Source organism: Piscirickettsia litoralis (assembly GCF_001720395.1).
In the GTDB taxonomy this organism is placed as follows: Bacteria; Pseudomonadota; Gammaproteobacteria; order Piscirickettsiales; family Piscirickettsiaceae; genus Piscirickettsia; species Piscirickettsia litoralis.
In genome coordinates this window covers 1,439,396-1,465,905 of the sequence record NZ_MDTU01000001.1, presented here as the reverse complement: position 1 = coordinate 1,465,905, position 26,510 = coordinate 1,439,396, and the positions used below count along the sequence as shown (strand labels likewise).

Annotated in this window: 30 protein-coding genes; 13 read left to right on the top strand and 17 right to left on the bottom strand. The window is 42.9% G+C overall.

Translation table 11 applies throughout. The features are described from left to right. The first annotated feature begins 123 nt into the window (after positions 1 to 123). The gene (locus tag BGC07_RS07100; protein WP_069312534.1) at positions 124 to 1,761 is read left to right on the top strand and encodes a tetratricopeptide repeat-containing response regulator; all 1,638 of its coding nucleotides are present in this window, start codon (positions 124 to 126) and stop codon (positions 1,759 to 1,761) included. 14 nt (positions 1,762 to 1,775) lie between these two features. Here the strand turns inward: BGC07_RS07100 and BGC07_RS07095 are convergent, their stop codons facing one another. The 3 genes from BGC07_RS07095 to BGC07_RS21210 form a co-directional block, all read right to left on the bottom strand. Further along, a complete protein-coding gene (locus BGC07_RS07095) occupies positions 1,776 to 2,102 on the bottom strand; it encodes an integration host factor subunit beta (protein ID WP_069312533.1) in 327 nt (108 codons plus the stop codon). 155 nt (positions 2,103 to 2,257) lie between these two features. After that, on the bottom strand, positions 2,258 to 2,545 hold the full coding sequence (locus tag BGC07_RS07090; protein ID WP_069312532.1) for a 4a-hydroxytetrahydrobiopterin dehydratase: 288 nt from the start codon (positions 2,543 to 2,545) through the stop codon (positions 2,258 to 2,260). Between the two features lie 21 nt (positions 2,546 to 2,566). After that, positions 2,567 to 2,728 (bottom strand): hypothetical protein, encoded by a 162-nt coding sequence (locus tag BGC07_RS21210; protein ID WP_201258126.1) that lies wholly within the window; start codon positions 2,726 to 2,728, stop codon positions 2,567 to 2,569. Positions 2,729 to 3,001: 273 nt separating this feature from the next. On the opposite strand from BGC07_RS21210, the gene BGC07_RS07085 reads away from it, so the two are divergent. Next, positions 3,002 to 3,625, top strand: coding sequence for a hypothetical protein (locus BGC07_RS07085; RefSeq protein WP_069312531.1), 624 nt, complete (start codon positions 3,002 to 3,004; stop codon positions 3,623 to 3,625). A gap of 6 nt (positions 3,626 to 3,631) precedes the next feature. On the opposite strand, the gene BGC07_RS07080 is transcribed toward BGC07_RS07085, so the two are convergent. Both BGC07_RS07080 and BGC07_RS07075 read right to left on the bottom strand, forming a co-directional pair. Then, on the bottom strand, positions 3,632 to 4,891 hold the full coding sequence (locus BGC07_RS07080) for a ribonucleotide-diphosphate reductase subunit beta (RefSeq protein ID WP_069312530.1): 1,260 nt from the start codon (positions 4,889 to 4,891) through the stop codon (positions 3,632 to 3,634). Between the two features lie 66 nt (positions 4,892 to 4,957). After that, positions 4,958 to 7,810 (bottom strand): ribonucleoside-diphosphate reductase subunit alpha, encoded by a 2,853-nt coding sequence (locus tag BGC07_RS07075; protein WP_268801703.1) that lies wholly within the window; start codon positions 7,808 to 7,810, stop codon positions 4,958 to 4,960. Positions 7,811 to 8,046: 236 nt separating this feature from the next. Here BGC07_RS07075 and BGC07_RS07070 point away from each other — a divergent pair, with 236 nt between their 5' ends. Both BGC07_RS07070 and BGC07_RS07065 read left to right on the top strand, forming a co-directional pair. Further along, a complete protein-coding gene (locus BGC07_RS07070; RefSeq protein WP_069312528.1) occupies positions 8,047 to 9,213 on the top strand; it encodes an aspartate aminotransferase family protein in 1,167 nt (388 codons plus the stop codon). 129 nt (positions 9,214 to 9,342) lie between these two features. After that, complete coding sequence (locus BGC07_RS07065) at positions 9,343 to 9,870, top strand: carboxymuconolactone decarboxylase family protein (RefSeq protein WP_235603009.1); 528 nt, start codon at positions 9,343 to 9,345, stop codon at positions 9,868 to 9,870. A 149-nt stretch (positions 9,871 to 10,019) separates the two neighbouring features. On the opposite strand, the gene BGC07_RS07060 is transcribed toward BGC07_RS07065, so the two are convergent. The 6 genes from BGC07_RS07060 to rpsT all read right to left on the bottom strand — a co-directional run bounded on the left by BGC07_RS07060 (position 10,020) and on the right by rpsT (position 13,454). Then, positions 10,020 to 10,214, bottom strand: coding sequence for a hypothetical protein (locus tag BGC07_RS07060; RefSeq protein ID WP_069312526.1), 195 nt, complete (start codon positions 10,212 to 10,214; stop codon positions 10,020 to 10,022). Between the two features lie 154 nt (positions 10,215 to 10,368). Beyond that, positions 10,369 to 11,088: an aminotransferase class V-fold PLP-dependent enzyme gene (locus BGC07_RS19370; protein ID WP_268801702.1), complete on the bottom strand. Its 720-nt coding sequence runs from the start codon at positions 11,086 to 11,088 to the stop codon at positions 10,369 to 10,371. Between the two features lie 17 nt (positions 11,089 to 11,105). Continuing rightward, positions 11,106 to 11,510 (bottom strand): hypothetical protein, encoded by a 405-nt coding sequence (locus BGC07_RS19365; protein ID WP_077216800.1) that lies wholly within the window; start codon positions 11,508 to 11,510, stop codon positions 11,106 to 11,108. After that, positions 11,455 to 12,213 carry a tryptophan 2,3-dioxygenase family protein gene (locus BGC07_RS07050; RefSeq protein WP_069312525.1) on the bottom strand — a complete coding sequence of 253 codons (759 nt, stop codon included), beginning with the start codon at positions 12,211 to 12,213 and terminating at the stop codon, positions 11,455 to 11,457. The genes BGC07_RS19365 and BGC07_RS07050 overlap by 56 nt, the downstream gene beginning before the upstream one ends. A gap of 72 nt (positions 12,214 to 12,285) precedes the next feature. Next, positions 12,286 to 12,975 (bottom strand): SIMPL domain-containing protein, encoded by a 690-nt coding sequence (locus tag BGC07_RS07045; RefSeq protein WP_069312524.1) that lies wholly within the window; start codon positions 12,973 to 12,975, stop codon positions 12,286 to 12,288. A gap of 218 nt (positions 12,976 to 13,193) precedes the next feature. Further along, positions 13,194 to 13,454 carry a 30S ribosomal protein S20 gene (rpsT, locus tag BGC07_RS07040; protein ID WP_069312523.1) on the bottom strand — a complete coding sequence of 87 codons (261 nt, stop codon included), beginning with the start codon at positions 13,452 to 13,454 and terminating at the stop codon, positions 13,194 to 13,196. Positions 13,455 to 13,611: 157 nt separating this feature from the next. Between rpsT and murJ the strand changes: the two genes are divergently transcribed. From murJ to fkpB, 5 genes are all read left to right on the top strand, one after another. Beyond that, complete coding sequence (gene murJ / locus BGC07_RS07035) at positions 13,612 to 15,159, top strand: murein biosynthesis integral membrane protein MurJ (protein WP_069312522.1); 1,548 nt, start codon at positions 13,612 to 13,614, stop codon at positions 15,157 to 15,159. A 98-nt stretch (positions 15,160 to 15,257) separates the two neighbouring features. Beyond that, entirely contained in the window at positions 15,258 to 16,193 is a 936-nt protein-coding gene (gene ribF, locus BGC07_RS07030; RefSeq protein WP_069312521.1) for a bifunctional riboflavin kinase/FAD synthetase, read from the top strand. A gap of 62 nt (positions 16,194 to 16,255) precedes the next feature. Further along, positions 16,256 to 19,069: an isoleucine--tRNA ligase gene (ileS, locus tag BGC07_RS07025; protein ID WP_069312520.1), complete on the top strand. Its 2,814-nt coding sequence runs from the start codon at positions 16,256 to 16,258 to the stop codon at positions 19,067 to 19,069. Continuing rightward, positions 19,062 to 19,559, top strand: a complete 498-nt coding sequence (lspA, locus tag BGC07_RS07020) for a signal peptidase II (RefSeq protein WP_069312519.1) — start codon at positions 19,062 to 19,064, stop codon at positions 19,557 to 19,559. The genes ileS and lspA overlap by 8 nt, the downstream gene beginning before the upstream one ends. A 6-nt stretch (positions 19,560 to 19,565) precedes the next feature. After that, a complete protein-coding gene (gene fkpB, locus BGC07_RS07015) occupies positions 19,566 to 20,012 on the top strand; it encodes an FKBP-type peptidyl-prolyl cis-trans isomerase (protein ID WP_069312518.1) in 447 nt (148 codons plus the stop codon). 169 nt (positions 20,013 to 20,181) lie between these two features. On the opposite strand, the gene BGC07_RS07010 is transcribed toward fkpB, so the two are convergent. The 5 genes from BGC07_RS07010 to BGC07_RS06990 form a co-directional block, all read right to left on the bottom strand. Continuing rightward, a complete protein-coding gene (locus tag BGC07_RS07010; protein ID WP_069312517.1) occupies positions 20,182 to 20,847 on the bottom strand; it encodes a hypothetical protein in 666 nt (221 codons plus the stop codon). 204 nt (positions 20,848 to 21,051) lie between these two features. After that, positions 21,052 to 21,276 carry a hypothetical protein gene (locus tag BGC07_RS07005; protein WP_069312516.1) on the bottom strand — a complete coding sequence of 75 codons (225 nt, stop codon included), beginning with the start codon at positions 21,274 to 21,276 and terminating at the stop codon, positions 21,052 to 21,054. Between the two features lie 60 nt (positions 21,277 to 21,336). Beyond that, positions 21,337 to 21,780 (bottom strand): MarR family winged helix-turn-helix transcriptional regulator, encoded by a 444-nt coding sequence (locus BGC07_RS07000; protein WP_069312515.1) that lies wholly within the window; start codon positions 21,778 to 21,780, stop codon positions 21,337 to 21,339. After that, the gene (locus tag BGC07_RS06995; RefSeq protein ID WP_069312514.1) at positions 21,758 to 22,372 is read right to left on the bottom strand and encodes a DMT family transporter; all 615 of its coding nucleotides are present in this window, start codon (positions 22,370 to 22,372) and stop codon (positions 21,758 to 21,760) included. The genes BGC07_RS07000 and BGC07_RS06995 overlap by 23 nt, the downstream gene beginning before the upstream one ends. After that, the gene (locus BGC07_RS06990) at positions 22,362 to 22,676 is read right to left on the bottom strand and encodes an EamA family transporter (RefSeq protein WP_069312513.1); all 315 of its coding nucleotides are present in this window, start codon (positions 22,674 to 22,676) and stop codon (positions 22,362 to 22,364) included. The genes BGC07_RS06995 and BGC07_RS06990 overlap by 11 nt, the downstream gene beginning before the upstream one ends. Before the next feature lie 120 nt (positions 22,677 to 22,796). Here BGC07_RS06990 and BGC07_RS06985 point away from each other — a divergent pair, with 120 nt between their 5' ends. From BGC07_RS06985 to BGC07_RS06970, 4 genes are all read left to right on the top strand, one after another. Continuing rightward, entirely contained in the window at positions 22,797 to 23,435 is a 639-nt protein-coding gene (locus BGC07_RS06985) for an MFS transporter (protein WP_069312512.1), read from the top strand. Between the two features lie 25 nt (positions 23,436 to 23,460). Then, entirely contained in the window at positions 23,461 to 23,982 is a 522-nt protein-coding gene (locus BGC07_RS06980; protein WP_069312511.1) for an MFS transporter, read from the top strand. Between the two features lie 51 nt (positions 23,983 to 24,033). After that, complete coding sequence (hfq, locus tag BGC07_RS06975) at positions 24,034 to 24,309, top strand: RNA chaperone Hfq (RefSeq protein ID WP_069312510.1); 276 nt, start codon at positions 24,034 to 24,036, stop codon at positions 24,307 to 24,309. Between the two features lie 217 nt (positions 24,310 to 24,526). Then, the gene (locus BGC07_RS06970; RefSeq protein WP_069312509.1) at positions 24,527 to 26,185 is read left to right on the top strand and encodes a CocE/NonD family hydrolase; all 1,659 of its coding nucleotides are present in this window, start codon (positions 24,527 to 24,529) and stop codon (positions 26,183 to 26,185) included. A 126-nt stretch (positions 26,186 to 26,311) separates the two neighbouring features. On the opposite strand, the gene BGC07_RS23170 is transcribed toward BGC07_RS06970, so the two are convergent. Continuing rightward, a complete protein-coding gene (locus BGC07_RS23170) occupies positions 26,312 to 26,497 on the bottom strand; it encodes a sugar-transfer associated ATP-grasp domain-containing protein (protein WP_268801628.1) in 186 nt (61 codons plus the stop codon). Positions 26,498 to 26,510: the final 13 nt, after the last annotated feature.

The window sequence follows — 26,510 nt, the reverse complement described above, 5'->3', positions numbered from 1 at the left end:
CATTGATTACCCTAGTGTGATAGAGCATGATAACGTTCATCTTTAGTTAGAGTGTAGTTTGTCCAGGCCGTTCTTATTCTATAATTGGTCAATATAGGAGTCTTTAGAAAATTGTAGTCATTGATGCCGAATATTGACCTCGCGGATAAAAAAATACTTGTTGTCGATGACTTTAAGTCAATGCGTACTGTATTAAAGTCAATGCTGCAAAAAGTCGGTGCGACAAGAGTTGATCAGGCTGTCGATGGCTATGAGGCGATTGCTCAAGCGAAGGTCACACAATACGATATTATTTTGTGTGATTATAATATGGGAGATGGCCCTAATGGTATGGATGTCTTAGGGGAGTTGCGTGATGGCGGTGACTTAAAGCATTCGGCCGTGTTTATGATGGTGACTGCTGTTGCTAACCCTGGGATGGTGATGGGAGCTTTAGAACACCTCCCTGATGCTTACATGATTAAGCCGTTTAATGTTGCTGAATTTATCGACCGGCTAACCGTGATTATGGAGCATCGTGAGAAGATGTCGGCGATTAATGATGCACTGGATGCAGGTGATCATAATCAAGTGTTGCGCTTATGTCAGGCTAAAATCACAGAGGCAGAGTCTAAAGATGTCGTACATGAGTGTGAGAGAGTGCAGGCTGAAACTCTATTTCGCTTAAATAAATTTCCAGAAGCTCAAAAGGCCTTTGCTGGAATCTTAGAAGACCGAGAGGTTTTGTGGGCGCGAATTGGTTTGGGCAAAATTTTTTATTTAAACGAAAAATATGAAGAGTCGATTACACAGTTTAAGTATATTCTTGCTGAGCACAAGGAGCATTTAGTTGCGCGTGATTGGCTTGCTAAGGCATTAACTAAGCAAGGTGAAGTGAAATTAGCGCAATCTGTTTTAGAAAAGGCGGTGGCAATTTCTCCCAATTCTCTCTCTAGGCAACGTAAACTCGCTGATATTGCTGAGCAGAATGAAGACGAAGAAGTGGCTGAGACGGCAAGGCGCAATGTTCTGCGATTAAGTAAGTTCTCTCCTCAAAAAGACCCGGATGATATTTTACGCTTAGCGAATCAATTGCAAAAGCAGAATCAAAAAACAGCAGATGGCTTGCTTGATATGCGGCCTTGTAAAGAGGCTTTGCATCTTTTAGAGGGAATGGAGGAGACCTATGCTGAGCGTGAAGACTTAATGATTCGTTTGCATTTATTAAAGGGTGCAATCTTTAAACATTTGAAAGAAGAGGGCAAAGCACAGGATCACTTGAGGAAAGCCGTTGATTTATATGATAAAAATCACCCTTCCATGAAGCCGATGGATCAGGTCAGTGTTGCGCGTGATTTTTTTTATAGTGAGTTAGGCCATAAAGGTGAACTAATGATAAGGATTTTATTGTGCCGGCATCGTGATGAAATTGATGTTATTGATAAAATTAGAGAGTTTTACTATGGCCCAGAAATCACACCGGATGAGGCGAACCATTTGGCTGTCGAGATGTTTAAAAGCCAACAGTATGCAGAAGCTGTGGAGTTATTTGAGCTTGCGGCAACGGAATTACCTAATAATATTGCAATTAGTTTAAATGCAGCACAAGCATTAATTACTTTTATGTCGCAAGGCGGTAAGCGCACAAAAGTATTATTTCAACGCTGCGGTCGTTATCTTGACCAGGCGAAGCATGTTAAGAGCGTTGATGAGAAAAGGTTATCTCGTTACAAAGAGTTACTTAAACTATACAGTGACTTATTGCGCGCGGGTGTTAATTAATTGTTTTAATTAAATTAATCATGATCACCGTCTTTATCTTCTTGAATTGGATAGATATTTTTTGATTGGTCGACTCGCTCACGCATGGATTTTCCTGGTTTAAAGTGAATTGCATGTTTTGATTCGGTGATGACAGATTCACCTGTTTTCGGGTTGCGCGCTTTGCGAGGGTCTCGTTTGTGTAAAGAAAAACTACCAAAACCTCGTATTTCAATACGTTGATTTTTAATCAATGACTGAGCCATTTGATCTAAGATCAGTCTGACAATTTGCTCTATTTTTAAGTCGTCAAATTGATTTTGTCGCTTTGCAATTTGTTCAATAAGCTCAGATCGTGTCATGCTGCTAGCCCCAAGATATTTAAAAGCACCCCCATAATGTTTGGTTTTAACTACGGGAATCACTGCTTTGTTATTTAAATGATTTATTATGTTTTATAGCAGTCGCTCATAAAAAAGCAAAGATTAATGGCAAGAGCTAGCACCTTTATTAGCGTTTATAAAAATTCAGGCAAGAGCGATTCGATGTATTTAGCCATATCGATGTCTTTTTGGCTGATGCCATTAACGTCATGCGTATTTAAGTCGATTTTAATGTTGCACCAGTTAATTGTTAGGTCTGGGTGGTGCTGAACTGCTTCGGCTTGTATTGCAAGTTTGGAAATAAAACGGATGCCATCTAGATAATTAGGGAAGCGGATGGTTTGAGTAATTTTATCGCCATCTTGTCGCCAGCTTGGTAATTCGGTGAGTGCCGTTTGAATTTGTTCTTGATTGAGTTTCATCAAATCTTCCTTGTTTTTAAATTAAGAGGTTTTATTAAAGCGCCCGACTAGAGTTTCGAGTTGTGCGGTGGATGCAGCTTTAGGTTTCGGCTGTTTCTTCTTAGCGGCTAATTTGCGTGCTGCAATTTTCTCTTGCCGAGATTTTTCTAGAGAGTTGCCAAATTGTTTTTGAAATGGAGTCATGTATTGTTGCCATACGCTTTAACTTTTAACTAGACTATTTTGGCGAAAATAGAAGATTTTAGCAAGTAAGGCTATGAAATAATTCAACAGCGGCTATTCTTAAAGATGAGTCATATTAATATTTATTAGGTTATTATACGCAATAAAATACAAAAAATATTAATTTTATCAATAAGTTATTTGGCGATACTGACTTTTTGTGATTCGCTATATACAAAGGGTGTTATTGTTGAGAGTTTTCAAAAAATGCTGATAGGGTGGTAAGGGTGAATCATGTCATCAGCTGAAGAATGGGATTTTTTCCAAGATGAGTCTGGCCGTTGGCGTTGGCTACACATTGATGCAGCAGGCAAACGTTCGGTATCACCGTCTGGGTTTGATACAGAGGAGGCTGCAAAAAAGCACGCAGAAGAAGAGGCAGGCTACGCCGAGCAAGAAAAAAAAGAGCAAGTAGCAGGGAGTTCATCACCCGAAAAAACAACGGGTGAACAGTGGTATTTTTTTCGGGCCGATGATAGCAAGTGGCGCTGGCTCAAAGTCAATGCCGATGGTAAGCGGCAAATTGCTAAAGAGGGGTTTGCCAGTGAAGAAATTGCACGTGGCGCTGCGAGTCAAAATGGCTTCACTGGTGAAGGCAAAGTGATCCGACAGCCAGTTTCATTGCAAAACTTAAAAACGAAATCATCATCAACTACAAAGAAGGCCGCTGTTGGGGCAAAGAAGGATGATGAGTGGCAGTTTTTTGAGGATGGTGAGGGGAAATGGCGTTGGCTTAGAATAAGCCCGACAGGAAAACGTCATGTTTCTCCTGTCGGGTTTGTTTCAGTGAAACTCGCCCGTGCGAATGCAAAGAATTTTGGTTATCATGGCATCCGCTTTAATCGAGAACAAAATTAGTGACTATTAATCCCAGTTGAGTGCGCCGCCGGTTTTATATTCAGTCACACGCGTTTCAAAGAAATTTTTCTCTTTTTTCAGGTCGATGATCTCACTCATCCAAGGAAATGGATTGGTGATACCATCAAACTGCTCTGTTAAGCCTAACTGGGCAAGACGGCGATTGGCAATATATTTTAAGTAATCTTCGAACATATTAGCATTTAAGCCTAACACTCCACGTGGCATGGTGTCACGCGCATATTGAATTTCCAGCTCGACGCCTTCGAGGATAAGTGCCTGCATTTTCTCCTGGAACTCTGTTGTCCAAAGATGAGGGTTTTCCAGCTTGATTTGGTTAATCATGTCGATACCAAAATTCAAATGCATGGATTCATCGCGCAGAATATACTGAATTTGCTCGGCGGCCCCAGTGAGCTTATTGCGACGACCAAACGACAGCATCTGCACAAAACCAACGTAGAAGAAGATGCCTTCAGTTACCGCATAAAAAGCAATGAGGTTACTCAATAATTGTTGATCAGCCTCTGTTGTGCCTGTTTTAAAATCAGGATCGGCCAGATTTTTGGTGTGACGTAATACCCAGGCAGATTTATTCGCAACCACGGGTGTTTCACGGTACATGTTGAAAATTTCACCTTCATCGAGACCTAAGCTTTCAACGATGTATTGATAGGCGTGAGTGTGCAACGCTTCTTCAAAAGCTTGGCGCAATAAGTATTGGCGGCACTCAGGGTTGGTAATGTGGCGATAAACCGCTAAAACAAGATTATTCGCAACTAAGGAGTCAGCCGTTGAAAAGAAACCTAAACTACGTTTAAAAATGGTACGTTCATCATCTGTCAGGCCATTAGGGTCTTTCCAGAGAGCGACATCCGCCGCCATATTGATTTCATTCGGCATCCAGTGGTTTGCACAGGCATCGAGGTATTTTTGCCAGGCCCACTTGTACTTAAAAGGGACAAGCTGGTTCAAGTCTGCACGGCAGTTAATCATTTGTTTTGCGTCGACGGTAACACGCGCAGCGCCCATTTCGAGTGCTTCAAGGCCGGTGTTTGCTTCGTGCTCTTCGTGCTCTTCATGCTCGGCTTTCGACCCTAAATTCTGATCTTGTTGTTGATCAGCTGGTTCTACTGTTGCTATTACAGGAGCAGTAGAAGTTGCAGGTACTGTTTCTGTGTTTTTAACAGCTTTAGATGTCGCGGCAGCAGGCTTTTTTTCTGTGACATGATCGTCACTAAAGTCGTCCCAATTGATTAAAGACATAAGGCCCCCTTAATTTGATTTTGCTCTGTGTTTAGTTTCTGGTCATCGTTTTTAGAGGTGAGGCGCCTATTGGCAAGCCTCACACTCTGGATCATCAATGGCACACACTTGAGGTAGTGGTGCAGCTTCTTCTTGCTGTACCGCATTCAGTTTTGCATCGTGAATGGTTGATTTTTCAGTATCCGTTGCTCCTAAAGAGCGGAGGTAATAGGTGGTTTTCAAGCCACGCAACCAGGCCATGCGATACATGATATCAAGCTTTTTACCCGAAGCCTCGGCAATGTATAAGTTTAATGATTGGGATTGATCGATCCATTTTTGACGACGAGAAGCCGCGTCGATGAGCCAGCGCGGCTCGACTTCAAAAGCAGTTTGGTAACGCTCTTTAAGGTCCGTTGGAATACGGGCAATGCGCTGGATGCTGCCATCGAAGTATTTTAGGTCGTTGACCATCACCTCGTCCCAAAGCTCAAGGGCTTTAAGTTCGCGGACAAGATAAGGGTTAACGACGGTAAACTCACCAGATAAATTCGATTTTACAAATAAGTTTTGGTAAGTCGGTTCTATGGATTGAGAGACACCGCAGATATTTGAAATCGTCGCGGTGGGTGCAATCGCTAGGACATTCGAATTACGCATGCCGTATTGCTTTAACTCAGCGCGCAATTGATCCCAATTCATGGAAGTCTCAGTATTTTGTTGCAGATACTCACCACGTGCTTCTTGTAATAGGGCAATCGAGTCGATTGGCAAAATCCCTTGATCCCATAATGACCCTTGATAGGACTCATAATGACCCCGCTCTTTAGCGAGTGTGCAAGAAGCTTCAATGGCAAAGTAACTCATCGCTTCCATAGAACGATCAGCAAACTCGACAGCTTGCTCTGAGCTGTAAGAGTAACCGAGTTTGTGCAAGGCATCTTGGAAGCCCATCATGCCAAGACCGACAGGGCGGTGCTTTAGGTTCGAGTTGCGTGCTTGCGGTACTGCATAGTAGTTAATGTCGATGACATTATCGAGCATGCGCACTGCGGTTGATACTGTTTGTTTTAGCTTTTCGAGATTTAAGCCATTCTCGTCTAGATGCGCGACGAGGTTTACACTGCCGAGGTTGCACACTGCAATCTCATCGACAGAGGTATTTAAAGTGATCTCTGTGCAGAGGTTAGAGCTATGGACGACACCAGCATGTTGCTGTGGTGAACGTAAGTTACAGGCATCTTTGAAGGTAATCCAAGGATGGCCTGTTTCAAAGAGCATGCCGAGCATTTTACGCCAGAGATTAGTTGCTGAAATGGTTTTACTACGGATTTCACCTCGTTTGGCTTTTTCTTCATAGGCTTCATAGGCGGTTTCAAAGGCATGGCCATAAAGATCATGCAGATCTGGTACTTCATCTGGAGAGAATAACGTCCAGTCTTTATCTTCAGAGACACGCTTTAAGAAAAGGTCAGGCACCCAGTTCGCACTGTTCATATCATGGGTACGACGACGCTCATCGCCGGTGTTTTTACGTAATTCGACAAATTCTTCAATATCCAAGTGCCATGTTTCAAGATAAGCACAGACCGCCCCTTTACGCTTACCGCCTTGATTGACGGCAACAGCGGTGTCATTGACAACTTTCAAAAAGGGCACAACGCCTTGGGATTTACCATTGGTGCCTTTAATGTGGGCGCCCATAGCACGCACTGGCGTCCAGTCATTGCCAAGGCCACCGGCCCATTTTGACAGCAGGGCATTATCTTTGATTGCCCCATAAATATTTTCAAGGTCATCGGGAACATAAGTTAAATAGCAGCTGGATAACTGTGAGCGCAATGTGCCTGAATTAAATAGAGTGGGTGTCGAACTCATGTAATCGAATGAAGAAAGCAAATTATAAAATTCTATGGCACGCGCATTTGGATCATCTTCGTTGAGGGCCAGTCCCATCGCAACGCGCATAAAGAAGGCTTGTGGTAATTCAATACGGGTTTGATCAACGTGCAAGAAATAACGATCGTATAGCGTTTGTAAACTTAAATAGGTAAATTGTAAGTCACGCTCAGGGTTTAACGCTTGGCCTAAGCGTGTAAGGTCAAAGCTGTGTAATTTTTCATCGAGCAGATGGTGCTCAATGCCTTGCTCGATATAGGCTTGGAAATATTGTGGGTAAAACTCTGCCATTTGGCTATGAGTGGCATTGTCCGCAACATTGGTAAAGGAAAGTGCCTCAGTACGTAACTGGTCCATGAGTAAGCGGGCTGTGACATAGGAGTAATTCGGCTCTTGTTCAACTAAAGGGCGAGCGCTCATGACTAGAGCATTGGTGACTTCATGGATGGGTACACCGTCGAATAGATTTTGCTCGATGTCATTTAGAATTAAGTTGGCATCAACATGTTCGAGCTTGGCACAGGCTTCGTTGACTAGAACATGTAGGCGGGCAAGGTCCAAGGGAGCTTGGCTGCCGTCCTTTAAAGTGACATTGAGGGTGCTTTTGGGCAGGTGTGCATTTAGGGCCTCAGCATCTTGGCGTGCTTTTCGGTGTTCTTCACGATAGAGCACATAGGCACGGGCAACTTTATGCTCTCCTGTCCGCATGAGAGTCAGCTCGACTTGATCTTGAATATCTTCGATATGAATAGTGCCACCTTTGGGCATGCGACGAATAAATGTTGCGGTAATGACCGTTGTGAGTTGCTCTACGATGTCGTGAATTCGGCTAGAGCCGCTGGCTTCTTCGCCTTCAACAGCAAGAAATGTTTTTGTAACAGCAACTTTGATTTTATCCGGGTTATAGCCGACGATGTTGCCATTACGACGAATGACATGAAAATCAGGCAAATTGGGGCTGTCTGTGAGGTGGCTTTGCATGCTGGCTCCCTTGATTAAAGTGGTTTTTGTGTTTTTATTGTTGTTGTGATTTTTAAGTATATATTGGGTTTTTAAATTCTCTTTCTACTATATCTAGTATTCTAGAGTAGGTATTGCCAAAAATCTAGGAAAGGATTTTAATCGTCTTTTAGATAAAAAAACAGTCTTGACAGAGCAAAAAAATGCTTATGCTGCGAGGCAGCGTTGCCTTAGTAATTCATTCAGGCTAGCATGGATCGACAATCTACAATCGTTTCTGTTGGTTTTGGTTTTAATTTTTTAGGGAGAGAAGAAGTATGTCACATTTAATGCCGACCTATAATCGTCAGCCTGTCGCTTTTACTAAAGGTGAAGGTGTATGGCTGTGGGATAATCAGGGTAAAAAATACTTAGATGGCTTGGCGGGAATTGCAGTATGCAGCCTTGGGCATTGCCATCCTAAAGTCACCCAAGTATTACAAGAGCAAGCTGCGCAGCTTATGCATGTCTCTAATGGTTTTGAAATTCCAGAGCAAGAGCAGCTCGCCGGTCAATTGTCTGAGCTTTCAGGCTTGGATCAGGTCTTTTTTTCTAATTCTGGTGCAGAAGCGAATGAAGCTGCACTGAAAATCGCCCGACTGTTTGGCCAGAAAAAAGGCATTGATTCGCCTGTTATTATTACGATGCAAAAAAGCTTTCATGGTCGGACGATGGCGTGCATCACGGCATCAGGGAACATCAATATTCAAAAAGGTTTTCAGCCGCTTATGCCTGGCTTTATTTATGCACCGTTTGGGGATAGCGATGCGCTGGAAAAAATCGTCAAAGCCAATGCCAATGTGGTTGCAATTATGGCAGAGCCTGTGCAAGGGGAAGGAGGCGTTCATGTGCCACCGGCAGATTTTTTAGATAATATCCGTCGCATTTGTGATGATAATGACTTGCTGATGATTTTAGATGAGATTCAAAGTGGTGTGGGCCGTACGGGTAAAATGTTTGGCTTTCAGCATTCGAATAGTGTGCCGGATGTAATGACGTTGGCAAAAGCCTTGGGAAATGGTTTTCCAGTCGGTGCCTGTTTGGCTCGAGGTAAGGCCGCTGATTTGCTCACGGTGGGTACACATGGGACAACTTATGGGGGTAATCCTCTCGCGTGTCGTGTGGCGTCTACGGTGCTTGAAACGATGGTCAGCGATAAAGTGATCGAAAATGGTGCTGAAGTGGGTCAATATCTACAAGACCAGTTACGCAGCAAATTTGCTGGCAATGACAAAGTTGTTGATGTGCGTGGTCAGGGTCTATGGATTGGTATTGAAATTCATAAGCCCTGTGCTCCATTACGTGTTGCGGCGATGGAAGAAGGTTTGGTCTTTAATGTGACGGCAGGAAATACGATTCGTTTAGCACCACCGTTAACGTTGAGGAAAGAAGAAGCTGATTTGATGGTTTCTATTCTTGAAAAAATTATCAATAATTTTAATTAAGCCATTATAATCGTTAAAATTGCTGCATTGCGGCCACAGAAAAGAGAAGGCTTTGACTATTGACCTTTGGTTAAAGCCTTTGTAGGCTGTAGATTCAGGATGATTTTTTTGTAATGGATGGAGGTGGGTATGGCCCGTATTTCTTTTTCAGCAGTAGGAAATAGCCCTTTGCAGCGCTTGTTGGGGCATAATCCGCGAATCAAAGAGAAGTGGCTAAGATTACAAAAGGAAATTGTTAAAGAAGGCCACTTAAGCGAATCTCTAAAAGAGGAAGTGCGTCGTGTGCTCGCACATGATCATGGTTATGAGTTGGGTATGGCGCGTGGCTTACCCAGTGAAGAGCATAACGATCCTAAAGTGAAGATGGCTGTGGAGCTTGCGCGTCAGGTAGCTTATGATCACCGGACGATTAATGATGACAATTTTCTTGAGTTAAGCGAGCATTTTTCCGAGCCGGAGATTGCAGAATTATTTGCTTTCATTTGCTTTATTTCTGCAACACAGACATTTGGCGCGATGATGAATCTTGGCGCTCACTCGGTGCAACCGGAAGGGAGTGATGAGAAGGACGTTGCCGTTGAAATTCATAGCCACGGCGCGGTGCAGCAGCGTCGAAATAATACGACAGCAGCATTAGTGACTGAGGAAGTTCTCTGACTCCTGATTTGTTATACTCTAATACTAAAAAAGAAGCCGCTTAATTGCGGCTTTTTACTTGATTTTTGTTGTTTTTATTGTTGGCGTCGGTGTGAGCACACCCTATATGCAGGTCTATCGTCTGCGATTTTAATTTTTCATGAACTATGCTAGTGAATCACTTTTCGGCGACTTTCTTCATAGAGCGCAAGAATGGTTTGGCTGCTGTCTTGGTCGAGTTTTTTGAACCACTCAGAGGTGAGCAATTGATGAATGGGTAGAGTCAGTTCATCGCCCTTTTCATTTAGCATGGTGATGATTTCATAGCAAGGGTGTGAGAGCGATATACTTTTAATCTGTAGCACCAGTATCTCCATTACATATTTTTACATGACCTTAACGTTATACCATCGCCATTCACTAGGTTATAGTGGATAATTCATCATAGAAATTGTCCGCACTTTTTCTTGTATGAATAATGATCATAAATGTTTTAGGTGTTTTGTTATTGTTTGGCTTTTAAAAAATAAAGCTAAATTTATCAATGAGTTTTGATATTTGTTTTTCTGTGTTGTAAATATGTGGAGAAAGACGTATGCCGCTTTGTGGTCGATAGTCAGCAAAAATATTATGGCTTTTTAGCTGGTTTAAAATATTGACGTTATTTTCCTTGAAATCTAAGCAGGCGGTTCCTCCTTTGGCATGATGATTGATTGTGCAGGGCAATGAGGCTAGCTTGGTTTTTAATTGGTCCAATAAAACTTGGTTGTGCTGGTAAATATCGTTGATGTTTAGTTCTGTTATCATCTTTATTGATGCTGCTGCGATTGCAAAGGGCAAAATGGAAGGGGTTCCTCCTAAAAAGCGCTGGGTGTTTGGATGGTAATTAAATTGGTTGGAAAAATTTGCAGGATCAGCACTTGAAAACCAACCGATATCTAGAGGTTTTAGCTTGGGTAAGATCTCTGGGTGGCACCATAAAAAGCCAGCTCCAGGCCCACCGCAGAGCCATTTAACGGAGCTGCCTAACACAATATCGGCTTGCCAATGGCTTAAATCAATGGGGATGACTCCGATTGATTGCGCACAATCAATGATTGTGTATGCATGGTGCTTGCGTGCTGCGGCAATAATGTCTGGAATCTTTTCTTGTATTTCGCTGTTTTGGTAGTTAACGTGAGTGATTAAAACGGCTTGCGTTTTATTATTAATGGCCTCTAGCCATTGGGAAAGCGAGATTTTGCCTTGTGCGCTTTTTATTTTTTAACTTTAAAGCCTTGCGTTTTAGCGATTTGAAAAATGTATTGCATGGATGGAAAGTCCAAATCCGAATAAACGAATGTGTTTTTTTTAGAATCTTTTGGCAATGAATAAATAATTTTAGTGAGTGCCGATGAGAGATTCACTTGAGGGCAAAACAGCTCAGGTCTAGAGTGAAGTAATGTGGCTAATGCTTCACAAAACTTATTCAGTGTGTTCAGCCAGTCGGGCCAGGCTAAGCTTGCAGAGTCAGCCCAGCCTTGGAGAAATTCACCGGCGGCATGTTGGCTAACTTTAGGTAAACAGCCTACGGAGTGGTTGAGTAGGTAAATTCCTTGAGGGAGGTTAAAGTGATTTTGGCTCTTCGTGCTCTTTGCAAAGAGCGTGTCGTGTTGTGCCATATTGACCTCCCCAATCATCCGTCATTTGATTGCGAATCTCCCATAACTCGGGGAAAAAGCGCATACTTAGGCCTTTTTCTAATAAGCTTACTGACCGGCCTTTGAGTGATTTCGCTCCAAAACCGATGGTGCGTTGAATCAGCTGGAGATGACGGTAGCGAAAATGCTGGAAAAGTTCGTCAAATTCGGCAAGTTGTTCGGCGAGCATATAGGGTTCATCGTGTTGATATTTATCATTATAAATATCATTGATTGAAGTATTCTCTTGGGTGAGATAATGTTTTTGAAAAGATAGCCAAAGCGGTTTCGCCATTTTTATGATGACATGAAAGCCTGGAGACTCCTGACCACTACCGTTGCCGAGATTTAATCGAATCAGCTGGTAGTCTTTGGGTGACATGGTCTCTAAAAGGCCCAGATGGTCGATCATGCTCTGCTGGATGCGATGGACTCTATTAAAGAGGGTGAGTGCTTTAAGGCTTTGCTTTTTTTCTAATTGTTCATCGATCTCAAGCAACGTATAGGCAATAAGCTTCATCCATAATTCTTGGACTTGATGGGTAATCTGAAATTGCAACTCATCGTTATTACAAAGCTCGTCATAAGGCTTTTGACATTTAAGCAGATGATCGGTGTTGAGGTATTGTTCGTAATCTGAGGTGCTGCTGCCTTGCATAAGAGTATAAAAACTGTGGCGATCCATGCGCATCTCCCTGATTTGCAAAGTTGCCTGCTTTTATTAGTTTATAAAAATAAATGATTATTTGCCAACAAGTTAGTGAATGAAATATTGCACTGTGGCGACAACTCTTACTGTTTTCATGATTTCATTTTGCCCATAAGAGCCATCGGCGGAGCTGATCGAAAATAGACCCTGTGAAGCATGACGGATGCCATTTAAGTGGCTATGCGAGTTTTTCGCAAACGTTTGTGCGGCTTTTTGGGCATTTTCTGTGGCAAGTGTCAGCATCGTCGGTTTGATTTGATTGAGTTTAGTATAGCGGTAGCGGGTGTTGGAGTTTGTAATAATCACACCCTGTTGGACGAGTTCACCGGTGGTTTGCACAGCTTGGCTGACTCGTCTGACTTGGTTGGTGAGTAAACTGACGCTGGCGTTTGCACTATAGCGAGATTCAGGTTTTCGATTACTGTATTGATTGGCATCATTATCAGTGACTGCAACCGTGTCAAAGTGAATGTGTTGGGCCTTGAAGCCTTGATGCTTTAAAAAGGAACTAATTTCTTTTTGGGCCTTAGCGATATTTTGATAAAGCTGGGGCAAAGAGTTGCTACTGACAGAAAAGCGCAGCTGCCAGGTCGCTTGGTTGGCTTCGACAGTTTTTTCAGCGAGCCCTTTAACGGTGACATAGCGGTTATCACTATGAAAGAAGGTTAAGCCCACGGCAATTAAGGCACCAGCGCCGATCATACCACCGGCAAGAATAAAGCTAGAAAGAGTTCGCATACTATAATAGCCTACTACTTGAAACTAAAATTAAGTTAAAGCTAAGTGTACTGTTTTATTTTAAAATTAGAAAATATAAAAATTTTGGATAAGTTAAGAATGAGATAGAAGGCCTGTTTTTTAGGTGAGGCTGTTAAGAGCACAGGGCTAAATGGGGAGTGAGGATTGTATGATGATTTATTTAGGGTATAAAAAAACCGACAATCGCCGGTTTCTTCTTACATCGCTTTGATGTGTGCGCTAAGGCGGCTTTTGTGACGAGCAGCTTTATTTTTGTGAATGATGCCCTTGTCAGACATGCGGTCAATCACAGGAACAGCCGCTGCAAATGCATTTTGAGCAACTTCTTTGTCACCAGCTTCAATCGCGCTGACTACTTTTTTGATGTAAGTGCGTACCATAGAGCGTAGGCCCGCATTGTTTTGGCGACGGCTCTCAGCCTGACGCGCACGCTTTTTTGCTTGTGCAGAGTTTGCCATTTTCTAACCTTTAAAATGTACTTAAAAACCTATAAACCGATAGGTGCACAATTGTCCATATCTTGGCTTGGTTTGTCAAGATCTATAGAGCATACTTTATATTATGAGTGAATCTTGTATAGTGGTATGCGTTTTTGTTTAGATTTTATAAGGCGTTATGAGTCGTTCGTTGCTTAAGTCTATTTCTATTGTCAGTATTATGACCTTGCTTTCACGCATTTTAGGTTTTGTGCGCGATATGGTCTTTGCGCATTTATTTGGTGCGAGCGCTCAAATGGGGGCGTTTTTGGTCGCATTTAAGATTCCAAACTTTATGCGTCGTTTGTTTGCCGAAGGGGCATTCTCGCAAGCTTTTGTGCCGATATTTTCAGAATATAAAGAAAAACAAACAGTTGAAGAAGTCAGGCTGTTTTTATCTCGAGTGATCGGTACGTTAGCGGTTGTATTATGTGCTGTGACTGTATTTGGCATGGTCGCTGCGAAGTATTGGGTGATGGTGTTTGCGCCTGGCTTTGTGCAAGAGGGTAAAGGTCAGCTTGCGCTTGCGACTGATTTACTACGATTAACTTTTCCCTATTTACTTCCTATTTCTCTAACCGCTTGCTTAGCCGGGGTGCTCAATAGCTACCATCGTTTCGCGATTCCGGCGGTGACTCCCGTGATTCTCAATATTATCTTGATTATTGCGGCTTTCTTGGGTGTCTATTACAGTCCGGATCAGGGTATTTATGCGGTCGCTTGGGGCGTGATGGCCGCAGGCTTTGTTCAGTTGTTGTTCTTGGTTCCATCGTTGAAGCGTCAAAATATGCTGGTGTGGCCACGTTGGGGTTGGAGTTCTCCAGGGGTGCAGCGTGTCTTAAAGCTGATGGGACCCGCGATTTTTGGCGCGTCTGTGGCCCAGATCAGCTTATTATTGGATACGGTGTTCGCCTCGTTTTTAAAAACAGGCAGTATCGCATGGCTTTATTATTCGGATCGCCTGATGCAGTTTCCTTTAGGCATGCTGGGTGTTGCACTGGGAACGGTCTGTTTGCCTCACTTATCAACTTATTTTAGTCGCGGTGATGAGAAAAACTTTGCCCATGTCATCGATTGGTCCTTGCGCTTGGTGCTATTACTTGCGGTTCCCGCGGCCATCGGCATTGCTTTTGTCTCAGGGCCGTTGCTTGCCACCTTGTTTCAATACGGTGCTTTTGGTCCCCAAGATGTCTTGCAGGCGCAGAAGAGCTTGATTGCCTTTGCCATTGGCCTGATTGCCTTTATTGCCATTAAAGTGTTGGTTTCTGCATTTTATGCGCGGCAGAATATTAAAACGCCAGTGCGTATTGCGGTGTGGGCAATGTTACTTAATCTAGTGCTCAATGCCGCTTTATTTATCCCACTCGCTCATGCAGGCCTTGCCCTGGCGACATCACTCTCCGCTATCTTTAACATGGTGTTTTTGTATTACTGTTTAGTTAAGCACGGCATTTATCGTGTTTCCAAGCTATGGTGGCAGGTGTGCTGGAAAGTCGTTATCGCGAGCAGTTTAATTAGTCTGCTTTGTTATTTTGGTGTGCCAGACACAGCAGTTTGGCTAAAGTGGCATGCGGGGCAGCGTTTAGGTGGCTTAATTTTAGTGATTCTCGGTGTCGCTGGATTGTATTTTTTTCGTTTTGTATTGCTTAGGGGTTCGCAAGCAGCATTTTCGTTCTTAGCCAAGTGAGGCGCAACTTACGTTTTATCAGGATCTGCGGTATACTCGCATCATTTATAACACGCATGAAATTATAGATAAGTAGTGTAGGCAGATAGCAAATAGTGATGAAAGTGCTACGTGATCGTCGGGGGCAGTGCCAATTCCCATCTGGAGTTGTGGCGACAATAGGAAATTTTGATGGGGTGCATTTAGGTCACCAGTCCGTTTTGGCACAATTAAAAGCGCATGCTGAGCGTTTAGGGTTGCCTGCGGTGGTGATTATATTCGAGCCGCAGCCTGCTGAATTTTTTTTACAAAATGAAGCGCCACGGCGCTTAACTCCCTTACGCGATAAATTACTGGCTTTAAGCGATGAGAAGATTGACGCGGTGTTGTGTCTTTCTTTTGATGCTAGCTTTGCTGAACTTACGGCAGAAGAATTTATCCAGAATATTTTGCTTGACCAGTTGAATGTAAAGCATGTGGTGATTGGTGATGATTTTCGTTTTGGTAAAGGGCGTCAAGGTGATTTTGCATTGCTTTCGAAGCGGGGCGCAGAAAACAACTTTACCGCCAGCCCGGTGGTGACTCTAAGTCAAAATGCTAAGCGCGTGAGCAGTACAGGCATTCGCCAGGCGCTTGATGAGAGTGATTTTGACCAGGCTAAATTACTGCTCGGACGTGCTTATCAATTAAATGGCCGGGTGATTCATGGCGATAAGCGTGGGCGGACGATCGGCTTTCCAACGGCCAATATTGCCTTAAAACGCCCGAGTATTTTGCATGGGGTGTATGTGGTCTCTTGCCAAGTGCAGGGCAAAACCGTATGCGGCGTTGCGAATGTGGGGCAGCGGCCGACCGTCGGCGGCACACGCTGGTTGCTCGAGGTGAATTTATTTGATTTTCAGCATGAAATTTATGGTGAGCATATTACCGTTGAGTTTTTAGCACGCTTACGCGGTGAGCAGCGTTTCGAGTCGTTTGCTGAATTAAAAGCTCAGATATTAAACGATGTTGAAAAGGCCAAAGCCTTTTTTCAGGCTGAAATTAGATTAGATTAGATTAGATTAGATTAGATTAGATTAGATTAGATTAGATTGTTGAAATAAAGGTTAAATAGGGCATGAGCAAGTATAAAAGCACATTGAATCTTCCTGAAACAAAATTCCCGATGAGAGGCAATTTGCCACAACGTGAACCTGGAATTTTACAAACCTGGTATACCAAGAAGATTTACCAGAAAATCAGGGATGCACGTGCCGGTCAGGAGCAATTTATTTTGCATGATGGCCCTCCCTATGCCAATGGCGATATTCACGTCGGTCATGCGGTCAATAAAACCTTAAAAGATATTATCGTCAAGTCTAAAAATTTGAGTAATCTTGACGCCCCGTATGTGCCGGGTTGGGATTGCCATGGTCTACCGATTGAGCTACGCGTTGAGAAAAAAGTGGGTAAAGTCGGTGTCAAAGTGGATGCCAAGACCTTTCGTCAAAAATGCCGAGACTATGCCAAGTCTCAAATTGATATTCAGCGTGAAAGCTTTAAGCGTTTAGGGGTGCTCGGCGATTGGGATCATCCATATTTGACGATGGATTACCAAACTGAGGCGGATATTATCCGTACCTTAGGGCATATTGTGAAACGGGGTCACTTACACAAAGGCCATAAGCCGGTGCACTGGTGTGTGGATTGTGGTTCGGCTCTGGCCGAAGCTGAAGTGGAATACGAAGATAAAACTTCTCCAGCGATAGATGTGCGCTTTAGTGTGGTTGACCACAAAGCGTTTTGGGACTGTGTACCGGCCGCGCAGAAGGTTGATGAATCACGTTCGGTATCATTCGTTATTTGGACGACAACGCCTTGGACCTTGCCTGCCAATCGCGCGGTCGCACTGGGTGCTGATATTGAGTACAGCGTGTTATTTACCGGTCAAGAGTATCTAATTGCTGCGAGTGATTTAGTTGAACAAGTCAAATCACGTTGGAATATTGCCGATGCTACTATCATTGCTCACTTTAAAGGGGCAGATTGTGAGCGCTTAGAGGCGCAACACCCACTCTTTAAGGATCGCATTGTGCCGGTAATCTTAGGTGATCATGTGACAACAGAATCTGGAACCGGGCAAGTGCATACAGCACCTGCGCACGGCCCTGAAGATTATCAAGTCGGCTTAAAATATGATTTGCCTTTAGAAAACCCAGTCGGAGGTAATGGCTGCTTTATCGCAGGAACGTCATTATTTGAAGGCTTGCATGTTCGCAAGGTGGATCCAGAGATTCTAAAAGCGTTGGCAGAGGCAGGTAAGTTACTTGATTCGACGACGATAGAGCATAGCTATCCGCATTGTTGGCGCCATAAAAGCCCGATTATCTTCCGTGCGACCCAACAATGGTTCGTCAGTATGGATAAAGAAGGTTTACGTGAGCAGGCACTCTCAGCCATTAAAGAGGTGACTTGGTTGCCGGGTTGGGGGCAGGCGCGTATCGAGGGGATGATTGAAGGCTCGCCGGACTGGTGTATTTCCCGTCAACGCACCTGGGGTACACCGATTACTTTCTTTGTGCACAAAGGCAGCGGTGAATTGCACCCACGTACCGAAGAGCTAATCGAACAAGTGGCTTTATTAGTTGAGAAAGGCGGTATAGATGCTTGGTTTGAGCTAAAAGCAGAAGAGTTACTCGGCGCTGATGCTGAGCATTATGATAAAGTGACCGATACTTTGGATGTTTGGTTTGATTCAGGAGCGACGCATGCCACCGTTTTGGGCCGTCGTGAAGAATTAAAAGCGCCAGCAGATTTATATTTAGAAGGTTCTGATCAGCACCGCGGCTGGTTCCAATCGTCACTGAAAATCGCCTTAGCTGAACGCGGTGAAGTGCCTTATCGTGAGGTATTAACGCATGGCTTTACCGTTGATGGCCAAGGGCGCAAGATGTCTAAATCCTTGGGGAATGTCATTTCACCGCTTGATGTCGCTAAAAAACTTGGGGTGGATGTGTTGCGCTTATGGACGGCAGCGACCGATTACAGTACAGAGATGGTTGTGTCCGATGAAATTTTAAAACGTACGAGCGATATGTACCGTCGCTTGCGTAATACAGCCCGCTTTTTATTAGCGAATTTACATGATTTTGAGCCAAGTAAAGATAAAGTTGCTAGTGATAATCTAGTGGCTATTGATCGTTGGGTGATGGATAAAGCAGCGTTATTACAAGAAGAGGTGATAGAGGCTTATAATAGCTATCAATTCCATTTGACCTGTCAAAAGGTCCATCATTTTTGTGCCGTGGATTTAGGCGGTTTTTATTTGGATGTCATTAAAGATCGTCAGTACACCATGAAAGCAAGCGCAAAAGCGCGTCGTTCAGCACAAACAGCCATGTTCCATATTTTAGAAGGCTTAGTGCGTTGGCTCGCGCCGATCTTAAGCTTTACAGCCGATGAGCTTTGGGGATATTTGCCCGGAAAGCGTGAAGAGTCTGTGCATTTAGCGACTTGGTATGACTTTGATGAAGTCTCTGCTACGAAGGTTGCCAGTCAGGATTTCTGGACTCAGATGATGAATATTCGCAATACTGTTAACAAAGAGTTGGAGAAAAAGCGTGCGGAGCATGTGATCGGCTCAGCCTTAGATGCGGCGGTGACTCTATATGTTAATGACGATTTATTTGCGCAATTAAATAGCTTGGGTGATGAGTTGCGCTTTGTCTTTATGACCTCACAAGTGACTTTACAACCCTTAGCTGAAGCACCTACTGGAGTTGATACTGAATTAAATGGTCTGATTGTTATGGTTCAGCCTTCAGAAGCGACGAAGTGTGAGCGTTGTTGGCATCATCGTGATGATGTCGGTGAAAATGCGTATCATCCGACACTTTGTGGCCGTTGTATTGAAAACGTTGAAGGTGCCGGTGAGGAACGGGTGTATGCCTAGTTCGAACCCGGGTAAAACACAGGGGCAATTGCGTTACCTGTGGCTCAGCCTGATTGCTTTGTTGCTGGATTTAGGCTCCAAGTGGTGGGCGCAGTCTTCTTTGCATTATGCTGAACCTAATCATGTATTGTCGTTTTTAAACTGGACCTTATTGTATAACCAGGGGGCGGCCTTTAGCTTCTTGAGTGGTCAAGGTGGTTGGCAACGTTGGTTATTTACGGCGATTGCTCTAATTGTCTGTGTTGTTGTGGTGAGATTGCTTGCGAAAATGCCACGTCATCAGCATTTATTTGCCGCAGGTTTAAGTTTGATTTTGGCCGGTGCTTTAGGTAACGTGATTGATCGCTTACGTTTTGGATATGTGATTGATTTTATTGATGTGCATGTGGCAGGTTATCATTGGCCGGCTTTTAATATTGCGGACTCGGCCATTTGTGTTGGTGCCGTATTATTGATTTGGCAGCAATTACGCAAAAGTGAAAAGAAGTAGTAAGAAATGAAAGTAGTTAAAGAAGATAGCGCGGTTGTTTTTCATCTTTCGTTATTGTTAGAAGATGGTTCAGCGGCAGACAGCACGCGTGTTAATGGTAAGCCGATGTGTTCGATTATGAATGACGGCAGCCTAACGCCGGCCTTGCAAGAAAAACTACTTGGTATGAGTATTGGCGATAAGAAAAAATTTACTTTAAAACCTGAAGAAAGTTTTGGCCAGCCGCGAGAAGAAAATATCCAGCGTTTTGATAAACATCGCTTTGGTGATGATATGTCCCTAGAAGTAGGTAGTATTATTGCCTTTGAACAAATGGGGCAAGGCAGTTTACCGGGTCAAGTGCGTAGCATTGAAGGTGAAGAGGTTGTTATCGACTTTAATCATCCTCTTTGTGGCCATAATGTGACCTTTGATATTGAAATTGTTGATATTGATCCAGAAATTACTTCTTAACTTGTCTGATTTTTTTTGGCTATATGGCTGTTTTATTCATAAAGCAGCCGTTTGCAAGATAAAATTAGGTGTCAGCCCTAAAATGCATTCCTAACAGTAAATGTATCTGCATGAGAATGGATATGTTTAGTGTAGAAGTGAGTAAATAGCACAAGATAAGCCTCAAGCGTTATGCAGAAAAATGTTGAATGACTTTTGCATAATTGTTAATGGCTTGAAGTAATTTAAACTGGTAAAAGTCCGTTAAATTAGGGGTTGGGCTTTTAGAAAGGTGCAAGTCAAGCCCCCCTTGTTTTTCTAGCCAAATCTCAGTAACTGCTTTTTTTCCTGTTGAATAGGCACTGCACGGAGTGAGCAGGGTGAGTTGGGTAAGGTCTGGCGTATAATTTTGATTGAAAGAAAGGATGGTGGCGCTTTTAAAGTTAAGTGGTACGAGTTGGTTATGTTTATTGGTGGTTAAACTGCCATTACTGATAAATGCTTTAAGACTCGCATGTTGATAGGGGATTGAGCGTGATTTTTCGCGTTTTAGAGGCCACCAGAATTGAATCGCTTTATCTAAATAGAGGGTGCTCGTGCACTGGTAATAACGTTGCCCTTGCTGATTTGTGAGCGCTGCAAGCCTTAGTTCTATGGCGGCAAGCCCTTTAGGGAGCTGGCTGGCTGAGCTTATATTTAGGTTAAAGCTTTGTGCGTACTGAGCATTATAGGCGGTGAGGGTGTAAGGCAGCTTTTGTGAGTTAGTACTGTTTGTGTTTAGGGAGGTGCAGGCGCTTAATAACAGTGTGCCTGATGCTAGAGAAATTGAAATAAGGGTGTTTTTTTTAATGACCATGATGGTATCGAGTGGGCAAGCTATATTTTTATATTACTTTCAATAAGTTGGCTTGTTTTCTCGTTTTTCCTTGTATATATTCATTTTAATTTTGTCTGGTATATTACCGAATAATTGTTTTTGTTGAAATAAAAAACTCCCCATGAGAATAAATTAATTGATGGGGAGTGATCTTGTGAGTGAATATATTAGGTCAATTGGAATTCAAGCGCAGGTCCTAAGGCGTGCGTAGATCTCGTCTTGGACTTTTAAGCGTCGGCGCTTGAGGTGGGAGGCCGTCATCACTGATTCGGTCTTGTTAATTTGTTTATCAATATGATGAAACTCGTGCCAAAGGTGGTGAAATTCTTGGTCGTTTTGTTTGAGTTGCGTACAGGTGTCTTTATATGGTGCAAATTCTTCGCTTAAACTATGGTGTTTACTTAGCATGTTAGGCCCCTTGCGTTACAGACTCACCTGTAGAGTAAGACTGCGCTGAGGCTTGTGAGTTCAGGATGATTTTTTCAGCTTGATGGTCGCAAGATTCTCTTTCATTTTTTTAATGGTGTTAATAAAGTTCTCAAGCTCGTTATTGCTAATATTCTCTAGAGATTGTGGACGAAACTCATCACCGATGGCGCGGATCTTCTCGATAATCGGGTTTGATGCGGAGGTTAAATAAAGGCAACGAGCGCGACGATCCTTCGGTGCGATTTCTTTTCTAAGCCAGTTTAAGTCAACAAAATGATCGAGAATACGCGTCAAGCCTTGAGGCTCGATATCGAGAAATTCGGCGAGCTGAACTTGAGTGAGACCTGGATTTTGGTAGATGGCATAGAGCGCGCGGCGTTCTGTTGGACCGATGCCAAGACCCTGACTGCTGGAGGAGTAAATACGCCGCCACCAGTTACTGACATCACAGATAAGAAATTCAAGTTCGTCGAGTTGTTGCATGAGAGGTTAGCGCTCCTGATTTGCTCTTTTTGTGTTGATTTTGAATATAAATGCAGCCGATGCCTGAGAGGCAGACCAAAACTATGCCGCCTAGCATAAGTAAGCTTGTGGCTGCATGCAAGAAAATAACAGCAATGAGAACGGCAAAGACGATATTACTGTAATACAGCGTTGAAACGACTTGTGCATCAATAAGTTGCAAGGCAAGTGTGAGGGGGAACTGGGTAAAAAAGAATAATAGACCGGTGGTCAGAATCACCGGGATAAAGTGAATAGACAAATCAGGCTGATTGATGAGAAGGAAAATGCCCGAAATAATGCTGGAGAGAAAAAAGTAATAAAAGGCACTGGTGAGGCCTGAGTCCTGATCAGCGGTTCTACGGATAAAGAGCATAGAAGAGGATACACAGGCTCCGGCGGCAAGAGCGAAGAGAGCGCCCCCATGTAAAAAGCCTGCTTGACTAGGGTTTAAGATAATTGCAACGCCAATAAAGCCAATAATGATCACCGGCCAAAGTTTGTGGTTGATTTTCTGTCTGAAAAATATCAAGGCTAAAAATGGCGTAAATAAGGCTGCGGTATTAGATAGCAAGACTCCATTGACAAGGGGGATCGTTTTTAAGGCGAAAAAATAAGCAATAGCTGATGCCCAGGCTAAATAAAGCGCGGATGATATGAAAATGAAGGTAATTGGTTTTAAATTGATTCTTTACCGATGTTCGGTTTTGTTTGCCAATAATCGGCAATATCAAGATCAAGCAAATCAGGCTCTGAGCAAAAACAAAGAGACTCAATGGAACTTCTGGGTGGTTTTTAATAACTGCCGCCAGGCTCGCATAACTTAAGGCGCTAAATAAGGTGAGTACTATGCCCTTTAGAGTTGCTGAATGTGTCATCTCAAGTCCAAAATATAATAAACTTTATTTATTATATTTAATGTTGATTATAATTCAAGTTTATTTTATTCGATTGCTATACTTTACGGTTATAAGCGCAATTCAGTGGAGAGGGTGAATATGGTGGGAAAAAGCACGTTTCTTACCGTTATTATGTTGTTTCCATTGAATTTTATGTCTGCTATTGCCATGGATATGTATATTCCCTCGATTCCAGATTTGCAGGCATTGTGGCCTGATAAGGTGCATTGGATCCAGTGGAGCTTAAGTATTTTTATTTTAGCGCTGGGGGTGGGGCAGATTATTGTCGGGCCACTAAGTGATGCCTTTGGGCGTTTGAAGGTCGTGTATACCGGCTTTTTTTTGTACATCAGTGCATCTGTTCTCACTGCTTTATCACCTAATGCCGAGTGGTTGGTGGCGGCGCGCTTTATCCAAGGCATGGGGGCTTGTTGCTGTATGGTTGCTGTCAATGCCATTGTTCGTGATGTCTATGAGGGAGAGGGCGGTGCTCATGTGATCAGTTACATTTCTAGTGCGGTGGCATTAGCGCCGGTGTTTGCCCCCTTTATTGGTAGTTATTTATCGTGGCAAATGACTTTTTGGGTGTTAGCAATCTGTGGGGTCTTGCTGTGTGTGCAGATGATGATTGGCTTGCAAGAGACTTGCCATAAGCGCCAAACGGAGTTATTGAATATTAAAGCTTGTTTGCGGGTGTATCGAGCGTTATTTTTTGCATCGGCAATTTTTCTTTCATAGTTTAGTGACGCTCTGCAGTTTTAGCGTGTTGTTTTTGTTTTTTTCTTTTTCACCTTATTTATTAATTGATCGTTTGGGGATTGCCAAAACAGAATTTGGTTATTGGTTTGGTTTAAATGCCTTAGCGTTAATGGTCACTAGCTTTATCGGTGGTTTTGGCGTGAAGTATTTAAGTATTCGCTTTTGGATGGGGCTTGGGTCCTTGTGCATGTTAGTGGGTGGTTTGATGATGACGGCCTGGCTGTATTATTCAGGCTTAAGCTTGGCGGCGGTGATGGTGCCGATGTTAATAATTAGTGCGGGAATTGCTTGGACCGTCTCCCCTTCGGTGGCAGGGGCAATGACTCCTTTTGGGCATGTTGCTGGCTCTGCTGCGGCTTTACTTGGCTGTATTCGTTTTGGTGGTGCTTCGATTGTTGTGACTTTAATGGTCACTTTAGGGTCGATGAGTGCCTTGTATTTTGCCAGTTGTGTTTGTATTTTGTCTTTGGTTACGTTAATTAGCTTTATTTTCATTATTAAAAGAAGGCATACTGTTGTATATTGATAGAGAGTGAGGCAGAAAAGCCACGATTATGGAGCTAAGGGCAAACCTATTATGAGTAAAAAAGATAACGAAAAACAAAGTGTAAGTTGCCAAGACAAGTTCATTGAACAGCTTATTGAGAAAGGCGAAGAGGTGAATATCTTTTTGATTGGCGGTCAGCGTATGACAGGTAAAATTATTCAAACGGATCGTTTTGTTATTACCATTGAAGATCAACGTAAAAGCCCAATGATGATTTACAAGCATGCAATTTCGACGATTTGTGAGCAAGGCTACCAAAAAACACATTCGAACAGTTATGGTCAGCAGCGCCGTAATACGTTTTAATTATTAAGTTACCTTAAATTATTCACGCTTAGGCCATGAAGATGATTTAGCTTCGTGGCTTTGCATGCTGCATTTAATTTTATTGATCCAATACTGGCTTAATCATCAATGATTCATATTATCACCCTACTTTAATTCAGTTGAGTTTTTAATTGAAGGTGATTAGTATGGATTGTTACAAGTTTCTTACAAATTAACGATGTTGCAAGGATGCAAGATGATTAAAAAAATACTGCTTTTTTTGAGTGTTACTCTAGCTCTCTTTACTCCTTTAATGGCATTTACCGCGAGTTCTTACCCGGTTACATTTAAAGATGTCTATATCACTGATCCTATTGATGGAGTTCAAATTTCAGCAAGGGTCTATTATCCTGAGGTAAAAAGTCCTGTGCTTTTCCCAGCGATTGTTATGCCTAACAGCTGGGATATGAATAAATTTGAATATATTGTCCAAGCGAAGGATTTTGCTGAAGAGGGCTATGTTGCTCTGACGTATAGTGCGCGGGGGTGGGGCAGTTCGACAGGTAAAGTCGATGGTGGTGGGCCAAATGATATGGCAGATATTAAGGCAATCCTCGACTGGTTGCCCAAAAATACACCAACGGATGCATCAAGAGTTGGCATGGCCGGTATTTCCTATGGCGGGGGGTTATCATTGCTTGCTGCCGCTCATTTTCCGACTCAAGTTAAAGTCGTTGCTGCGATGAGCGGTTGGGCTGACCTTTATGATTCTTTGGACGGTAACGGCTCTCCTGCACGAGTTTGGGGAGAATTATTATTGCAAACAGGAAAAGTTCTCGGGCATTTACCAGAAGAGATTCAACAAAACTATGACAATATCACTGAGCATAGAAACATGGCCGAGACCATTGCTTGGGCTAAAGAGCGTTCGCCGGATTTGGCTGAAAATTTAGCAACCCTTAACCAGTATCAAACACCGATTTATTTAAGCAATAATTTTGAAGATCGTTTATTTAAGCCGAATTATTTACTCACTTTCTTTAATCAGCTAAAAACAAATGATAAATACATGGATTTAAACCAAGGTATTCATGCGACGGCTGAGCTTTCAGGTTTAGTGGATATTGCTGGGGCTGATAAGTCTAATTATGTTTGGAATCATGTGCATGGTTGGTTTGATCATTACCTTAAAGGTGTGAATAATGAGTTTGTCGGCCAGCCTAAGATTAATATGCAGGTGCGCCAGAGTAAGCAATATATTCATATTAATCCAGTCAATAGCAATGATATTCAAGAAACTCACTATTATTTATTACCGCGTCACTTAGAATCAAAAATTATTAAAGACAGTGCTTATCATCGCTATGGTTCTCTTCAATCTGTAGCGCCGAATGAAATTTTAGCAACTAATCAGATCAACGCGGATAAAATTACTGGGATTTCATCGGGTGTACCTATTTTATCTTCACTATTACAACCCTTTGTTTCCACACCTGCTTATTTCCCTTTGGTCAGTACTAATGGGGCGATAACGTATATTTCAGCACCGGTGACCGAGGATAAATTAATTGCAGGAACCGCAGAAGTGACGGCTTGGGTAAAACCTAGTTCAGAGAAAATGCAGCTTATTGCCTATTTATATGATGAATGCACCACGGGTTTATGCAAAGGCTGGGGAACCTTGATTAGTCATGGGCCGGTGACGTTGTATCATGCTGCAACTTCGCAAGCACAAAAAGTAGTGATTCCGTTGCGCTCTGCGGCCTATGAGTTGGCTAAAGGTCATGCATTAGCATTGGCCTTTGCAACGCACGACTTATTGTATACACCACCGGCGTCAGAAAATTATACTATCGAGTTTAATTACCCAGCCGTTGAACCTGCTGAGTTGGTGGTGCCTTATTATCAGGGTTAAATGTTTAATGTTAGAAATAGAGCAAGGTAAAATGACCACAGACCGCCCATTTATGGGCGGTCTTTTTTGTAGTTATACAGGTTAATGTCAGAAGTGATGAATGAGCAGTAAATCCTGTTGATTTGCTTATTTTTTAAATTGCTCTTTGATAAAGTCAATGCGCTGATCTGCTGCTTTGTGTTCGGTTTGCTCTTCTATTAAACGTAAGCGATGCAATAAGCCGACATCATTAGCGATTTGTATATTTAGGCCTGGTCGGGCATTAAGTTCGAGCATTAAAGGGCCTTTATCTTTATCAAGGATAATATCCACGCCTAAATAACCA

Bases quoted from the DNA above. Each gene is read 5' to 3' on its own strand.
- BGC07_RS07100 (WP_069312534.1), top strand. From the start codon at position 124: ATGCCGAATATTGACCTCGCGGATAAAAAAATACTTGTTGTCGATGAC.
- BGC07_RS07095 (WP_069312533.1), bottom strand. From the start codon at position 2,102: ATGACACGATCTGAGCTTATTGAACAAATTGCAAAGCGACAAAATCAA.
- BGC07_RS07090 (WP_069312532.1), bottom strand. From the start codon at position 2,545: ATGAAACTCAATCAAGAACAAATTCAAACGGCACTCACCGAATTACCA.
- BGC07_RS21210 (WP_201258126.1), bottom strand. From the start codon at position 2,728: ATGACTCCATTTCAAAAACAATTTGGCAACTCTCTAGAAAAATCTCGG.
- BGC07_RS07085 (WP_069312531.1), top strand. From the start codon at position 3,002: ATGTCATCAGCTGAAGAATGGGATTTTTTCCAAGATGAGTCTGGCCGT.
- BGC07_RS07080 (WP_069312530.1), bottom strand. From the start codon at position 4,891: ATGTCTTTAATCAATTGGGACGACTTTAGTGACGATCATGTCACAGAA.
- BGC07_RS07070 (WP_069312528.1), top strand. From the start codon at position 8,047: ATGTCACATTTAATGCCGACCTATAATCGTCAGCCTGTCGCTTTTACT.
- BGC07_RS07065 (WP_235603009.1), top strand. From the start codon at position 9,343: ATGGCCCGTATTTCTTTTTCAGCAGTAGGAAATAGCCCTTTGCAGCGC.
- BGC07_RS19365 (WP_077216800.1), bottom strand. From the start codon at position 11,510: ATGGCACAACACGACACGCTCTTTGCAAAGAGCACGAAGAGCCAAAAT.
- BGC07_RS07050 (WP_069312525.1), bottom strand. From the start codon at position 12,213: ATGGATCGCCACAGTTTTTATACTCTTATGCAAGGCAGCAGCACCTCA.
- BGC07_RS07045 (WP_069312524.1), bottom strand. From the start codon at position 12,975: ATGCGAACTCTTTCTAGCTTTATTCTTGCCGGTGGTATGATCGGCGCT.
- rpsT (WP_069312523.1), bottom strand. From the start codon at position 13,454: ATGGCAAACTCTGCACAAGCAAAAAAGCGTGCGCGTCAGGCTGAGAGC.
- murJ (WP_069312522.1), top strand. From the start codon at position 13,612: ATGAGTCGTTCGTTGCTTAAGTCTATTTCTATTGTCAGTATTATGACC.
- ribF (WP_069312521.1), top strand. From the start codon at position 15,258: ATGAAAGTGCTACGTGATCGTCGGGGGCAGTGCCAATTCCCATCTGGA.
- ileS (WP_069312520.1), top strand. From the start codon at position 16,256: ATGAGCAAGTATAAAAGCACATTGAATCTTCCTGAAACAAAATTCCCG.
- lspA (WP_069312519.1), top strand. From the start codon at position 19,062: ATGCCTAGTTCGAACCCGGGTAAAACACAGGGGCAATTGCGTTACCTG.
- fkpB (WP_069312518.1), top strand. From the start codon at position 19,566: ATGAAAGTAGTTAAAGAAGATAGCGCGGTTGTTTTTCATCTTTCGTTA.
- BGC07_RS07010 (WP_069312517.1), bottom strand. From the start codon at position 20,847: ATGGTCATTAAAAAAAACACCCTTATTTCAATTTCTCTAGCATCAGGC.
- BGC07_RS07005 (WP_069312516.1), bottom strand. From the start codon at position 21,276: ATGCTAAGTAAACACCATAGTTTAAGCGAAGAATTTGCACCATATAAA.
- BGC07_RS07000 (WP_069312515.1), bottom strand. From the start codon at position 21,780: ATGCAACAACTCGACGAACTTGAATTTCTTATCTGTGATGTCAGTAAC.
- BGC07_RS06990 (WP_069312513.1), bottom strand. From the start codon at position 22,676: ATGACACATTCAGCAACTCTAAAGGGCATAGTACTCACCTTATTTAGC.
- BGC07_RS06985 (WP_069312512.1), top strand. From the start codon at position 22,797: ATGGTGGGAAAAAGCACGTTTCTTACCGTTATTATGTTGTTTCCATTG.
- hfq (WP_069312510.1), top strand. From the start codon at position 24,034: ATGAGTAAAAAAGATAACGAAAAACAAAGTGTAAGTTGCCAAGACAAG.
- BGC07_RS06970 (WP_069312509.1), top strand. From the start codon at position 24,527: ATGATTAAAAAAATACTGCTTTTTTTGAGTGTTACTCTAGCTCTCTTT.